The 13,304-nt window shown below is 68.3% G+C and carries 11 protein-coding genes; 10 read left to right on the top strand and 1 reads right to left on the bottom strand.

The genetic code is table 11. The features are described from left to right. Positions 1–101 precede the first annotated feature (101 nt). The gene (locus AC5W54_RS09770; protein ID WP_495961891.1) at positions 102–1,061 is read right to left on the bottom strand and encodes a LysR family transcriptional regulator; all 960 of its coding nucleotides are present in this window, start codon (positions 1,059–1,061) and stop codon (positions 102–104) included. A gap of 114 nt (positions 1,062–1,175) precedes the next feature. Between AC5W54_RS09770 and AC5W54_RS09765 the strand changes: the two genes are divergently transcribed. The 10 genes from AC5W54_RS09765 (at position 1,176) to AC5W54_RS09720 (ending at position 13,264) form a co-directional block, all read left to right on the top strand. Beyond that, complete coding sequence (locus AC5W54_RS09765; protein ID WP_495961890.1) at positions 1,176–2,117, top strand: sodium-dependent bicarbonate transport family permease; 942 nt, start codon at positions 1,176–1,178, stop codon at positions 2,115–2,117. 236 nt (positions 2,118–2,353) lie between these two features. Next, positions 2,354–3,523 carry an isovaleryl-CoA dehydrogenase gene (locus tag AC5W54_RS09760; RefSeq protein ID WP_495961889.1) on the top strand — a complete coding sequence of 390 codons (1,170 nt, stop codon included), beginning with the start codon at positions 2,354–2,356 and terminating at the stop codon, positions 3,521–3,523. A 148-nt stretch (positions 3,524–3,671) separates the two neighbouring features. Next, a complete protein-coding gene (locus AC5W54_RS09755) occupies positions 3,672–5,279 on the top strand; it encodes a carboxyl transferase domain-containing protein (protein ID WP_495961888.1) in 1,608 nt (535 codons plus the stop codon). A gap of 123 nt (positions 5,280–5,402) precedes the next feature. Next, positions 5,403–6,254 (top strand): enoyl-CoA hydratase-related protein, encoded by an 852-nt coding sequence (locus AC5W54_RS09750; protein WP_495961887.1) that lies wholly within the window; start codon positions 5,403–5,405, stop codon positions 6,252–6,254. Further along, positions 6,251–8,302: an acetyl/propionyl/methylcrotonyl-CoA carboxylase subunit alpha gene (locus AC5W54_RS09745; RefSeq protein WP_495961886.1), complete on the top strand. Its 2,052-nt coding sequence runs from the start codon at positions 6,251–6,253 to the stop codon at positions 8,300–8,302. The genes AC5W54_RS09750 and AC5W54_RS09745 overlap by 4 nt, the downstream gene beginning before the upstream one ends. A 144-nt stretch (positions 8,303–8,446) precedes the next feature. Further along, positions 8,447–9,346 (top strand): hydroxymethylglutaryl-CoA lyase, encoded by a 900-nt coding sequence (locus tag AC5W54_RS09740; RefSeq protein WP_495961885.1) that lies wholly within the window; start codon positions 8,447–8,449, stop codon positions 9,344–9,346. Between the two features lie 54 nt (positions 9,347–9,400). Continuing rightward, positions 9,401–9,679: a BrnT family toxin gene (locus AC5W54_RS09735; protein WP_495961884.1), complete on the top strand. Its 279-nt coding sequence runs from the start codon at positions 9,401–9,403 to the stop codon at positions 9,677–9,679. Beyond that, a complete protein-coding gene (locus tag AC5W54_RS09730) occupies positions 9,676–9,948 on the top strand; it encodes an antitoxin (protein WP_495961883.1) in 273 nt (90 codons plus the stop codon). The genes AC5W54_RS09735 and AC5W54_RS09730 overlap by 4 nt, the downstream gene beginning before the upstream one ends. A gap of 121 nt (positions 9,949–10,069) precedes the next feature. Next, positions 10,070–12,088, top strand: a complete 2,019-nt coding sequence (locus tag AC5W54_RS09725; RefSeq protein ID WP_495961882.1) for a winged helix-turn-helix domain-containing protein — start codon at positions 10,070–10,072, stop codon at positions 12,086–12,088. Between the two features lie 99 nt (positions 12,089–12,187). Continuing rightward, entirely contained in the window at positions 12,188–13,264 is a 1,077-nt protein-coding gene (locus AC5W54_RS09720) for a class I SAM-dependent methyltransferase (protein WP_495961881.1), read from the top strand. Positions 13,265–13,304: the final 40 nt, after the last annotated feature.

Genomic DNA, 13,304 nt, shown 5'->3' with positions numbered 1-13,304 from the left:
GCCCGGCACGAGGCCGGGCTGCGATCGGATCGAATAGCCAGAGATCAGAAATGTTGCGGCCAGAGCCTAAGCAAACTTTGGGGTCAGACCCCTAAGCGGACTTAAGGGTCTGACCCCATCGCTGCCAACAGCCCCTCGAGCTCGTTGCAGAGGAAGCGTGGCTCGACGCACTCGTCCAGGTGGCCGGCGGCGAAGCGCAGGAAGCCGAGGGCGGCGTGGGCCAGGCGGCGGTCACGGCGCACGATGAACTGCCAGTGACTCTCGATGGGCAGGCCCGCCACCGGCAGGATTACCAGGTCCGGGTGCTCGGGCGGCAGCACATGCTCGGAGAGCACGGCGAGGCCCATGTGGGAGGCCACGCCGACGCGGATCGCCTCGTTGCTGGCCATCTGCAGGGTCGGCCCGAGCGACAGCCCCTGCTCCTGCAGCCAGCTCTCGAACAGCATGCGGGTGGCGGAGCCGGGCTCGCGCAGCAGGAAACGCTCGTCGAGCAACTCCTCCATGGCCACCCGTTCGCGCCCGGCGAGGCGATGGTCGTGGGCGGCCACCACCACCAGGGGGTTGCGCAGGAAGCGCCCGGCCCGGGCATGGGCCAGCGACGGCGGATGGCTGAACACGTAGAGGTCGTCGTCCTGGCGCTCGAAGCGGGTCAGCATCTGACGCCGGTTGCCGATATGCAGGGTGACGTCGACCTCGGGGAAGGCGCGGCTGTAGGGCCCAAGCAGCCGCGGCAAGACGTACTGGGCGGTGTTGACCAGGGCGATGCTGAAACGCCCCCGCTCGCCGCCGCGCAGCGCCGCAAGATAGCCGCCGAAGTCGTCGAAGCGCCCCAGCACCTCGCGGCTGGCCCGATAGAGCTCCTGGCCCGCCTCGGTGGGCACCAGGCGCCCCTGACGGTTCGTCAGCAGCGGCTCACCCACCGCCTCACCGAGCCGCTTGAGCTGCTGGGAAACCGTCGGCTGGGTCAGGTGGAGCTGCCGGGCCGCCTCGCTGACCGAGCCGCAGCGTACTACCGCCACATAGACCTGCAGTAGTCGAAAGGTCAGATGCCGGATATTCATTGATGATCATCTATCCATAGCAATGCAAAGAGTTATTGGTATCAATATTCCATTATCCGCACAATCCGCAGCGTTTCCTGATACTCCCCCGACCCTGACCACACGAGTCCCGATATGCCCGATATCGTGGTGATGTTCTTCCTGCTCGGCCTGCTGGCCGGCGTGGTGAAGTCCGACCTGACCATCCCCAAGGCCGCCTACGACACCCTGAGCCTGCTGCTGATGCTGACCATCGGCCTCAAGGGCGGCATGGCCCTCTATGGCAACCTGGGCTGGTCGCTGCTGCCCGAGCTGCTGGCCGTGGCAGCGCTGGGAGCGCTGATCCCGCTGGCGCTGATGCCGGTGCTGCGCCGCCTGGTGCGCCTTTCCCCCGCCGACAGCGCCAGCATCGCCGCCCACTACGGCTCGGTGAGCGCCGGCACCTTCGCCGTGGCGCTGGCCTTCGCCGAGGGGCGCGGCCTGCCCATCGGGGCCGAGGTCACCCTCTATCTGGTGATGATGGAGCTGCCGGCGATCATGGTGGCCATCGCCCTCTATCGCCGCTACAAGGGCAGCGACTCCGGCGAGGCGCTGCAGGGCATCTGGCACGAGACGCTGACCAACCGCGGGGTGATCCTGCTGGCCGGCGGCGCGGTGATCGGCGCCATGTACGGCCCCATGCAGGGCGCCAACGTCACCGAGCTCTTCACCGGCGCCTTCCACGCCGTGCTCGCCCTCTTCCTGCTGCAGATGGGCCTGACCGCCGCGGAAACCCTGCGCCCCATCCCCTGGTTCCACTGGCGGCTGCTCACCTTCGCCCTGGTCGCCCCACCGCTGCTGGCCCTCTGCGGTTTCGCCGTGGGCCTCATGCTGGGACTGCCCGCGGGGTCGCTGTTGATCCTCACGGCACTGGCGGCCAGTGCCTCCTATATCGCCGCCCCGGCCGCCATGCGCACCGCCATCCCCGAGGCCAATATCGGCCTGGCGATGCTCGCCGCACTCGGCTTCACCTTCCCGCTCAACGTGATCGTCGGCATCCCCCTCTACCACCAGCTGGCCCAGTGGCTGGCCGGCTGAGCGAGGCGGCGGGCGGCCCCAAGCCGCCCGCCGATGGCCTCGGCTGCGCCCTCTTCCCTCCTCACCCCCTCGCCCCTCACGCTCATCGACATTCGTCTTGGTCGTTAAAATCCGCACTTTACGTTAACGTAAACCTCGCCTAGTCTTGGCACATCTGCCATCTTCATGACATGAGATCGCCGGTTGCGTCGCGCCCTGTGGCCGGACGCATCCCCAGACAAGAACGGGAGCCCACCATGCACACCCCCTACAAGCCCCTCGATTTCGGCCTCGATGACGAACTCAACATGCTGCGCGACCAGGTCAATGCCTTCGCCCGCGACGAGATCGCCCCGCGCGCCGCCGAGATCGACGAGAAGAATGAATTCCCCAACGATCTGTGGCGCAAGTTCGGCGACATGGGCCTGCTCGGCATCACCGTGCCGGACGAGGACGGCGGCAGCGGCATGGGCTACCTGGCGCACTGCATCGCCATGGAGGAGATCTCCCGGGCCAGCGCCTCGGTGGGCCTCTCCTACGGCGCGCACTCCAACCTCTGCGTCAACCAGCTCAAGATCAACGCCTCGGCCTCCCAGAAGGCCAGGTACCTGCCCAGGCTGATCAGCGGCGAGCACGTCGGCGCCTTGGCCATGTCCGAACCGGGTGCCGGTTCCGATGTGGTCTCCATGAAGCTCAAGGCCGAGCAGCGCGGTGAGGGCTACGTGCTCAACGGCAACAAGATGTGGATCACCAACGGCCCCGACGCCGACGTCCTGGTGGTCTACGCCAAGACCGACCCGCAGGCCGGCTCCAAGGGCATCACCGCCTTCATCATCGAGAAGGGCATGCCCGGCTTCTCCACCGCCCAGAAGCTCGACAAGCTCGGCATGCGCGGCTCCAACACCTGCGAGCTGGTGTTCCAGGACTGCGAGGTGCCGGCCGAGAACGTGCTCGGCGAGGTGAACAAGGGCGTCCGCGTGCTGATGAGCGGCCTCGACTTCGAGCGCACCGTGCTCGCCGCCGGCCCCATCGGCATCATGCAGGCCGCGCTGGACGTGGTGGTGCCCTACGTCCACGAGCGCAAGCAGTTCGACACCCCCATCGGCGAGTTCCAGCTGGTGCAGGGCAAGATCGCCGACATGTACACCACCCTGAACGCCTGCCGCGCCTACCTCTATGCCGTGGCGGCGGCCTGCGACCGCGGCCAGACGTCGCGCAAGGACGCCGCCGGGGTGATCCTCTTCTGCTCCGAGAAGGCGACCCAGGTGGCGCTGGACGCCATCCAGCTGCTCGGCGGCAACGGTTACATCAACGAGTACCCCACCGGGCGGCTGCTGCGCGACGCCAAGCTCTACGAGATCGGCGCCGGCACCAGCGAGATCCGCCGTATGTTGATTGGCCGCGAACTCTTCACTGAGTCCGCCTGACAGCTCCCTGTAGGAGCCTGGCTCTGCCGGGCGATTGGCGCCGCCAGGCGCCCTGCCGATCAGCCGCCGCTTCGCGGCGGATCGCCCGGGGAACCCGGGCTCCTACGGCGGACATCCCAGCGTTGATAAAGGAATTCAAGGATTCGCCATGAGCATCCTGCAGACCCAGATCAATCCACGCAGCGAGGCCTTCCAGGCCAACGAAACGGCGATGCGCCACGAGGTCATGACGCTGCGCGAGCTGACCGCCGCCATCGCCCAGGGCGGCGGCGACAAGGCCCGCGCCCGCCACGAGGCCCGCGGCAAGTTGTTCGTGCGCGACCGCATCGACCACCTGATCGACGAGGGCTCGCCCTTCCTCGAGTTCTCGGCGCTGGCCGCCCATGAGGTCTACGACGACGCGGTGCCCGCCGCCAGCCTCGTCACCGGCATCGGCCGCGTCTCGGGCGTGGAGTGCGTGATCGTCGCCAACGACGCCACCGTCAAGGGCGGCACCTACTACCCGCTCACCGTCAAGAAGCACCTGCGCGCCCAGGAGATCGCCCGCAAGCACCGCCTGCCGTGTATCTACCTGGTCGACTCCGGCGGCGCCTTCCTGCCCCGCCAGGACGAGGTCTTCCCCGATCGCGACCACTTCGGGCGCATCTTCTACAACCAGGCCACACTCTCCGCCGAGGGCATCCCGCAGATCGCTGTGGTGATGGGCTCGTGCACCGCCGGCGGCGCCTACGTGCCGGCCATGGCCGACGAGTCGATCATCGTCAAGCAGCAGGGCACCATCTTCCTGGGCGGCCCGCCCCTGGTGAAGGCCGCCACCGGCGAGACCATCAGCGCCGAGGATCTCGGCGGCGCCGACGTCCACACCCGCGTGAGCGGCGTGGCCGACCACTACGCCGAGAACGACGCCCACGCCCTGCAGCTGGCGCGGGCCAGCGTGTCACGCCTCAACTGGCAGAAGCGCGGCCAGCTGAAGATGCAGGAACCCAAGGCCCCGCGCCTGGACCCGGCCGAGCTCTACGGTATCGTCGGCACCGACCTCAAGAAGCCCTATGACGTGCGCGAGGTGATCGGACGCATCGTCGACGACTCCGACTTCGACGAGTTCAAGCGCTACTACGGCGACACCCTGGTCACCGGCTTCGCGCATCTCCACGGCTACCCGGTGGGCATCGTCGCCAACAACGGGGTGCTGTTCTCGGAGAGTGCCATGAAAGGTGCGCATTTCATCGAGCTGTGCGCGCAGCGGAAAATACCGCTGATCTTCCTGCAGAACATCACCGGCTTTATGGTCGGCTCCAAGTACGAGCACGAGGGCATCGCCAAGCACGGCGCCAAGCTGGTCACCGCGGTGGCCTGCGCCCGGGTGCCCAAGTTCACCGTGCTGATCGGCGGCAGCTTCGGCGCCGGCAACTACGGCATGTGCGGCCGCGCCTATGACCCCAACCTGCTCTTCATGTGGCCCAACGCGCGCATCTCGGTGATGGGCGGCGAGCAGGCCGCGGGCGTCTTGGCCCAGGTCAAGCGCGAGCAGATCGAGCGCGAGGGCCGCGAGTGGACGAAGGAAGAGGAAGAGGCCTTCAAGCAGCCCACCCGCGAGCAGTACGAGCACCAGGGCCATCCCACCTACGCCAGCGCGCGGCTGTGGGACGACGGCGTCATCGACCCGGCCCAGACCCGCGACGTGCTGGGGCTGTCGCTGGCCGCCGCCATGAATGCCGAGATCGAGGACACCAAGTTCGGCGTCTTCCGGATGTAGGCACTTCGCACCAGCCACGAGCACCGGGCCACGAGTGCTCGAACCTCGAAGCTCGAACCTCGAAGCTCGAAGCTCGAAGCTCGAAGCTCGAAGCTCGAAGCTCGAAGCCAGCAGGATACCGATATGATGACAGAGACTTACTCAAGCCTGACCATCGATGCCCGCGGCGTGGCCCGGCTGACGCTGGAGCGGCCCGCGGTACACAACGCCTTCGACGACCACCTGATTGCCGAGCTCAACACCCACCTGGAACGCCTCCACGTGGCCGCCACCCGCGGCGAGGTGCGCGTGGTGGTGCTGGGCTCGGAGGGCAAGAGCTTCTCCGCCGGCGCCGACCTGAACTGGATGAAGCGCATGGTGGAGTACGATGTCGAGGGCAACCTGGCCGACTCGCGCAAGCTCTCGGCGCTGATGCACGGCCTCGACACCCTGCCCTGCCCCACCCTGTGTCGCGTGCAGGGCGCCGCCTTCGGCGGCGCCGTGGGCCTGGCTGCCTGCTGTGACCTCGTGATCGCCTCCGAGAAAGCCAGGTTCTGCCTCTCCGAGGTGAAGATCGGCCTCTCCCCGGCGGTGATCAGCCCCTATGTGCAGCGCGCCCTGGGCGTCCGGCAGATGCGCCGCTACGCGCTGACCGCCGAGGTGATCGACGCCCCTACCGCCCAGGCGCTGGGCCTGGTCCACCAGGTGGTGGCCCACGACGACCTGGACGACGAAGTCGAGACCATGATCGAGACGCTGCTGGCCGGCTCGCCCCAGGCCCAGCGCGCCACCAAGGCGCTGCTCGGCGCGGTGGCCCGGGAACCCGATAGTGACGCCAGCCGCGAGCAGACCTGCCGGGTGATCGCTGAGCTGCGCGTCAGCGCCGAAGGCCAGGAGGGCCTGGCCAGCTTCTTCGAGAAGCGCCGCCCCGCTTGGGTTGCAGACAGCCCTGACAGGAACGACAGCGACAAGAACGCCACGGAGCCCCGTTCATGAACCCTGAAGTGAACAAGTTCGATACCCTGCTGGTCGCCAACCGCGGCGAGATCGCCTGCCGGGTGATGCGCACCGCGCGCGCCATGGGCCTGCGCACCGTGGCCGTCTACTCCGACGCCGACGCCACTGCCCGCCATGTGCGCGAGGCCGACGAGGCCGTGCGCCTGGGCCCGGCCGCCGCCCGCGAGAGCTACCTCAACATCGCGGCGGTGATCGAGGCCGCGCGACGCACCGGCGCCGGCGCCATCCACCCCGGCTACGGCTTCCTCTCCGAGAACGGTGCCTTCGTCGAGGCCCTGGACCAGGCCGGCCTCGTCTTCGTCGGCCCGCCCGCCTCGGCCATCGCCGCCATGGGCGACAAGTCCGCCGCCAAGGCGCGCATGGCGCATGCCGGCGTGCCCCTGGTGCCCGGTTACCACGGCGCCGACCAGGACGACGCCCTGCTCCGTCGCGAAGCCGACAAGATCGGCTACCCGGTGCTGCTCAAGGCCAGCGCCGGCGGCGGCGGCAAGGGCATGCGCGTGGTGGAGTCCGCGGCGGGCTTCCAGGCCGCCCTCGATGGCTGCCGCCGCGAGTCGCGGGCCGCCTTCAATGATGACCGCATGCTGATCGAGAAGTACCTGACCCAGCCGCGCCACGTCGAGGTCCAGGTGTTCTGCGATGCCCACGGCAACGGCGTCTACCTCTTCGAGCGCGACTGCTCGGTGCAACGCCGCCACCAGAAGGTGCTGGAGGAGGCCCCGGCGCCGGGCATGACCGCGCCCCTGCGCCGCGAGATGGGCGAGGCCGCGGTGCGCGCCGCCCGCGAGATCGGCTACGTGGGCGCGGGGACGGTCGAATTCCTGCTGGACTTTTCACAAGGTCAGGATGGCTCGTTCTACTTCATGGAGATGAACACCCGCCTGCAGGTGGAGCACCCGGTCACCGAGATGATCACCGGCCAGGACCTGGTCGAGTGGCAGCTGCGCGTGGCCATGGGCGAGCGCCTGCCGCTCCAGCAGGACGAGCTGACCATCACCGGCCACAGCTTCGAGGCACGCCTCTACGCCGAGGACCCGGAGCAGGACTTCCTGCCCGCCACCGGGCGACTCGAGCGCTTCGCCCTCGACCTGGCCGGCGCCGGCCTCGATCCCCGGCGCGTGCGCCTGGATAGCGGCGTGGCGAGCGGTGACGTGGTGTCGATGCACTACGATCCCATGCTCGCCAAGCTGATCGTCCACGGCGACGACCGCGACCAGGCGCTGGCCACCCTCAACCGGGCGCTGGCCGCCCTCGACGTGCAGGGCGTGATCACCAACCGCGCCTTCCTGCAGCGTCTGGCGACGCATCCGGCCTTCAAGGCGGTGGAGCTGGACACGCGCTTCATCGAGAAGAACGAGGCGACCCTCTTCGCGCCCAAGCAGTACACCACCGAAGAGTACGCCGGCGCCGCCCTGATCGGCCTCAGCCAACTGGCCCGGGAGTGCGAGAGCGACTCCCCCTGGGACCGCCACGACGGCTTCCGCCTCAACGCCCCCCACACCATCCGCATCTCGCTGTGCGATCCCGCCCATGTGCAGGACGACGAGAGTTCGGAACACGTGGTGATCGTGGAAGGCACCCGCGAGAGTGACGCCGATCCCTGGCACCTGACCATCGGCGGCGAAACCCTCACCGCGCGCATCCAGCACCTGGAAGGCGACGCCGTGGCGGTGACGCTGAACGGCCACCGCCGCCGCCTGCAGGCGCGCCGCGACGGCCATGTGGTGATCCTGGTCGACCCGCGCGGCGAGACCCGGCTGTTCTGGCGGCGCATCGACGCCATCGACCATGGCCACCGCGAGGCCGAATCGACCCTCACCGCGCCCATGCACGGCACCGTGGTGGCGCTGCTGGTGGAGCCCGGCCAGGCGGTGGAGAAAGGCATGCCACTGATGGTCATGGAAGCCATGAAGATGGAGCACACCATGACCGCCCCCGCCGACGGCCACGTGGAGAGCTTCCACTTCGCCGCCGGCGACACCGTGGGCCAGGGCGACGTGCTGCTCGAATTCGCCGCCGAGGAGTGACGCGCAGTCGTCGCCTGCGGGTCAGACCCCGGCGGCGGCATCACCGCCGGGACACGACACAACGACAGGCCGGCTTCTCGGCTGGGGTCTGACCCAAAGGCGAACGCCCCCGGCCAGGCCGACAGAGGATTGGAGACACAACCGATGGCATTCCCGACACACGTGCGCCTGGTCGAGGTCGGCCCCCGCGACGGGCTGCAGAACGAACCCGACCCCATCGCCACCAGCACCAAGCTCGAGCTGATCGACCGCCTGGGCGCCGCCGGCCTCGGCTATATCGAGGCGGCCAGCTTCGTCTCGCCCAAGTGGGTACCGCAGATGGCCGATCACCGCGAGGTGATGCTGAACCTCGCCCGCCGGGAGGGCGTCACCTACGCGGCGCTGACCCCCAACCTCAAGGGGCTGGAGGCCGCGCTCGAGTGCGGCGTCGAGGAAGTGGCGGTGTTCGGCGCCGCCAGCGAGGCCTTCTCGCAGAAGAACATCAACTGCTCGGTGGCCGAGTCCCTGGCCCGCTTCGAACCGGTGCTGGAGCGCGCCCAAGCCGCCGGCGTGCGGGTACGCGGTTACGTCTCCTGCGTGCTCGGCTGCCCCTACGAGGGCGAGATCGCCCCCGCCAAGGTCGCCGAAGTGGCCAAGGCGCTGTACGAGATGGGCTGCTACGAGGTGTCGCTGGGCGACACCATCGGCACCGGCACCCCGCTCAAGGCCAAGCGCATGCTCGAGGCCGTGAGCCGTGACATCCCCATGGCCCAGCTCGCCGCCCACTTCCACGACACCTACGGCCAGGCGCTGGCCAACCTCTACGCCGTGCTCGAAGAAGGCATCGCGGTGGTCGACAGCTCCGTCGCCGGCCTCGGCGGCTGCCCCTATGCCAAGGGGGCGTCGGGCAACGTGGCCAGCGAAGACGTGGTCTACCTGCTCGACGGCCTGGGCATCGAGAGCGGCGTCGACCTGGAGGCGCTGGCCGCCACCGGCACCTGGATCACCCGGACCATCGGGCGGCCCAACCGCTCCAAGGTGGGCGTGGCGCTGGCCGCCAGGTAAGCCTGCCCTCCAAGCCAGGAGCACAAAAGGCACACGTTGTGCTACACTGGCACCATGAAGCCGATCACATGGAACTCGGAGAAGAACCAGCATCTCCAGAAGGAGAGGAATGTCTCCTTCGAGGATGTGGTTTACCACATCTCGGCGGGAGATATCCTGGACACGTTCGAACACCCGAATCAGGAGCGTTACCCAGGCCAGCAAATCCATGTGATCGATATCGAGGGGTACGCCTATCTCGTGCCTTTCATTGAGTCGGAGGATGAAGTTTTTCTGAAAACGATCATTCCGAGCCGAAAGGCGACAAAAGCCTATCTGGGAGGTGCAGAATGAGCCGTCTGGACCAAGAAGAACGTGATCTTCTGGAAGCATTTGAGACCGGAAAGCTCAAGCGGACACCGGATGCCGAAACTACCCAGCAGCGGCATCAGGAATATGCGCAAGCCATGTTCAAGAAGGATGCGCGCATCAATATCCGCCTCTCCTCCAAGGATCTACGGAGCCTCCAGAAGAAAGCACTAGCGGAAGGGATTCCCTACCAAACCCTGGTTGCCAGCATCATCCACAAGTATGTGGAAGGACGCTTGCACGAGGACCGGTAGCGAATCCAGAACGCAAGCCCCCCGAGCCAGTCGCCTGGCTCGGGGGCCTTGTTGATGCCAGGGTGACGCCGCCAGTCAATCACGCTGTAATGCGAAGAGGGTGACTTGGAAGGAAGGCGCCATGGCTCGATCCGACGTTCCCGGACGTCCGCGTTCCATCGTGAAGGCCGCCCCGGTCGACGACCAGGGAAGCCGGCTGCAACCGTCTCGGGATGCTTCCCACGTCGAAGCCGCGGTACCCCCTACTCCCCTCGTCGGGCGCCAGCACGAACTCGCCTTCCTGGCCGAGGCGCTGTCCGCCGACCGGGACGCCGTGATCTCGGTCTACGGCCCGGCCGGCATCGGCAAGACGACACTGCTGGAGGCCCTGATCGCGACCCTGTCGGACCTGTCGCGACCAAGCCTGCTCCTCGACGGCCGCACGCTCGAGCCGAGCGCGGCCGGCTTTCTTGCCGCGCTCGGGCAGGCGCTCGGTCTCCCCCAGCGCGATGCGGAGACGGTGCGTGTCGCCGTCGGAGCCCTGCCGCCGGGCTTCGTCCTGGTCATCGACAGCCACGAGCGGCTGTGGCTGCTCGACCACTGGTTATCAACGGAATTCATGGCCCTGCTGCCGCCCGGGGTCGCCCTGGTGGTCGCCGGCCAGGCGCGGCTCGGACGCGAGTGGTGTTTCGATGCGAGGCTGGCGAAACGGGTACGCCTGCTGCCGCTCGGCCCCTTGACGGCACAGGAGGCGGCCACCCTGCTCGTCCGTCGCGGTGTCGCCCCGGAGGACGCCGGAACCCTGGCACCAATGGCCGGCGGCCACCCGCTCGCCCTCCAGTTGATCGGCGCGGTGGCCCCCTTGGGCCGGAGCCGGATCGGTGTGGCGGCCGATATCCTCCATGAACTCGCCGAGCGGTTTCTCGACTCGGTCGACGACCCCGGCCTGCGACACGCCGTCGAGGCCGCCGCCTGCGTACGCCGGCTCTCGACCGGGCTGCTCCAGGCGATGCTGCCCGATGCCGCCGCGGCCGAGCTCATGGCGCGCCTGCGCGAGCTTCCGCTGTTCGAGAGCGGTCGAGAGGGCCTGTCGCTGCACGACGCGGTGCGTGGCCCCGTCGCCGCCGCCTTGCGGGCGATCGACCCCGAGCGTGCGACCGCCTATCAACGCACCGCCTGGCGCTTCGTGCGGGCCATCGGGGCGAGCGTCGAGCCATCCGCACGCTGGCAATGCTGCGCCGACATGATCTTCCTGCTGCGCAATCCAGCCGTGCGCAGCGCCTTCTTCCCGGCCGAGGCCCAGCCCGCCAGCGCACAGCCGGCACGCAGCGACGACACGGCAGAGATCCTGGCGATCGTCGAGCGCTTCGATGCCGGCGACACGGTCGCGGCGGCGACCGCCTGGTTAAAGCGGGACATCGCGTCCTTCCGGGTGGTGCGCGGCGGGGGCGGTTCGGTCGAGGCCTTCTACTGGGCCTTCGATCCGTTCCGTGTCGACCGCCGATTGCTGCAACGCGATCCGGTGGCGGCGACCTGGTGGCAGCATCTGCGCGGCCTCGGCGTCAACGGCCCCGGGAGCGCCCTGTTCGTGCGCCGCCAGCTCGCTCGCGAGCACGGCGAAGGCGCGAGCCCGGCCCAGGCGGCATGCTGGCTGGATATCAAGCGCTTCTACATGGAGATGCGACCGACGCTGCGCTGGGTCTATACGCTGATGCGGGAGCCCGAACCGCACCTGCCCGCCATGCAACCGCTCGGCTTTCGTCGCGTCGACGCACTCAGCGTCGAGATCGCCGACCTGATCTTCCAGACCCAGTGCCTGGACATGGGCAGCGGTTCCTTCGACGCCTGGATCGCGGGCGTCGTCGCCCGGGAGCTCGGCGGCGGCATCGAGGGTCTGCTCGACCCCGCCACCCGCGAGATGCGACTCGAGGGTCGACACATCCCGCTCACGCCAATGGAGTTCGGCGTGCTCGGCCTGCTCGTCGCCAACGAGGGCCGGGCCGTCTCGCGCGATGACCTCCTCGACGCGGTGTGGGGCGAACACTGGGACGGCTACAGCAACGTCGTCGAGGCCGTCATCAAGAGCCTGCGCCGCAAGCTCGGCCCCGCGGCCGACCGAATCCGCACGATCCGGGGTATCGGCTACCTGTACCGCGAATGACGCGCGATACCGTTCATCCGGCTTTCATCTTTCTTTCAGGCAAGGCGACGGCCGTCTCCGTAGGATCGAATCACCCCGATCACCCGAGGAGACACAATGATGACAACCGCCACCTCGCAGCACCTCGATTCGTCCGCCCTCGACGCCATGATGGCCAGAATGCTCAACGAGCTCGGCGCGGCCTTTACCGCCCCGCTGGTGGTGCTGGGCGACCGGCTTGGGCTTTACAAGGCGCTCGCCACGCAGGGTCCAACCAGCGCGGCGTCGCTCGCCCGGCTGACCGGTACCGACCCCCGCTATGTGCTCGAATGGCTGTCGGCACAGGCGGCGGCGGGCTACGTCAGCTACGCGCCCGACGACGAGACCTTCTCGATGACCCACGAACAGGCCCAGGTGTTCGCCGACGAACGCAGCCCGGCGTTCATGGCCGGCGCCTTCGAGATCGTGGCATCGCTCTTTCGCGACGAGCCCAGAGTCGCCGAGGCGTTTCGCAGCGGCACCGGCGTGAGCTGGCACGAGCATGACGCCTGCCTGTTCAGCGGGACGGGGCGCTTCTTCCGGGCCGCCTACCTGGCCCAGCTCGTCGACTTCTGGCTTCCCGCCCTCGACGGCGTCGTCGCCAAGCTGCAGACCGGTGGCCGGGTCGCGGACATCGGCTGCGGCCACGGCCATTCGACGCTGATCATGGCCAAGGCCTTTCCGAACGCGCACTTCGTCGGCTACGACTACCATCAGGAATCGATCGCGGCCGCACGCGAGGAAGCCGCGGCGGCCGGGCTCTCGGAGCGCGTGCGCTTCGAGGTCGCCACGGCGAAGAGCTTCCCGGGCAAGGACTACGACCTCGTGGCGGTGTTCGATGCCCTGCACGACTTCGGCGATCCGGTCGGTGCAGCCCGTCATATCCGGGAGGCACTCGCGCCCGTCGGCACCTGGATGATCGTCGAGCCGTTCGCCCATGACCGTCGCCAGGACAACTTCAACCCGGTCGGACGGATGATGTACGCGGCCTCGACGATGCTCTGCACACCGCTTTCCCGCAGCCAGGAGGTCGGTCTGTGCCTGGGCGCCCAGGCCGGCGAAGCGCGGCTGCGTGAAGTGTTGACCCAGGCCGGCTTCACGCGCATCCGCCGCGCCGCCGACAGTCCCTTCAACATGCTGCTCGAAGCGCGGCCATGACGACCTCTCCTCTCCCCGACACGCGTCGGGGAGGGCTCAC

It is taken from the genome of Halomonas sp. LMYGS-3, assembly GCF_059509875.1.
The sequence above is the reverse complement of the archived record's forward strand: the minus strand, read 5'-3'. Positions and strand labels throughout refer to the sequence as shown.

What these genes read in the sequence shown, in the direction of transcription:
- AC5W54_RS09760 (WP_495961889.1), top strand. Translation starts at nt 2,354, where the DNA reads ATGCACACCCCCTACAAGCCCCTCGATTTCGGCCTCGATGACGAACTC.
- AC5W54_RS09725 (WP_495961882.1), top strand. Translation starts at nt 10,070, where the DNA reads ATGGCTCGATCCGACGTTCCCGGACGTCCGCGTTCCATCGTGAAGGCC.
- AC5W54_RS09770 (WP_495961891.1), bottom strand. Translation starts at nt 1,061, where the DNA reads ATGAATATCCGGCATCTGACCTTTCGACTACTGCAGGTCTATGTGGCG.
- AC5W54_RS09740 (WP_495961885.1), top strand. Translation starts at nt 8,447, where the DNA reads ATGGCATTCCCGACACACGTGCGCCTGGTCGAGGTCGGCCCCCGCGAC.
- AC5W54_RS09745 (WP_495961886.1), top strand. Translation starts at nt 6,251, where the DNA reads ATGAACCCTGAAGTGAACAAGTTCGATACCCTGCTGGTCGCCAACCGC.
- AC5W54_RS09755 (WP_495961888.1), top strand. Translation starts at nt 3,672, where the DNA reads ATGAGCATCCTGCAGACCCAGATCAATCCACGCAGCGAGGCCTTCCAG.
- AC5W54_RS09765 (WP_495961890.1), top strand. Translation starts at nt 1,176, where the DNA reads ATGCCCGATATCGTGGTGATGTTCTTCCTGCTCGGCCTGCTGGCCGGC.
- AC5W54_RS09750 (WP_495961887.1), top strand. Translation starts at nt 5,403, where the DNA reads ATGATGACAGAGACTTACTCAAGCCTGACCATCGATGCCCGCGGCGTG.
- AC5W54_RS09720 (WP_495961881.1), top strand. Translation starts at nt 12,188, where the DNA reads ATGACAACCGCCACCTCGCAGCACCTCGATTCGTCCGCCCTCGACGCC.
- AC5W54_RS09735 (WP_495961884.1), top strand. Translation starts at nt 9,401, where the DNA reads ATGAAGCCGATCACATGGAACTCGGAGAAGAACCAGCATCTCCAGAAG.
- AC5W54_RS09730 (WP_495961883.1), top strand. Translation starts at nt 9,676, where the DNA reads ATGAGCCGTCTGGACCAAGAAGAACGTGATCTTCTGGAAGCATTTGAG.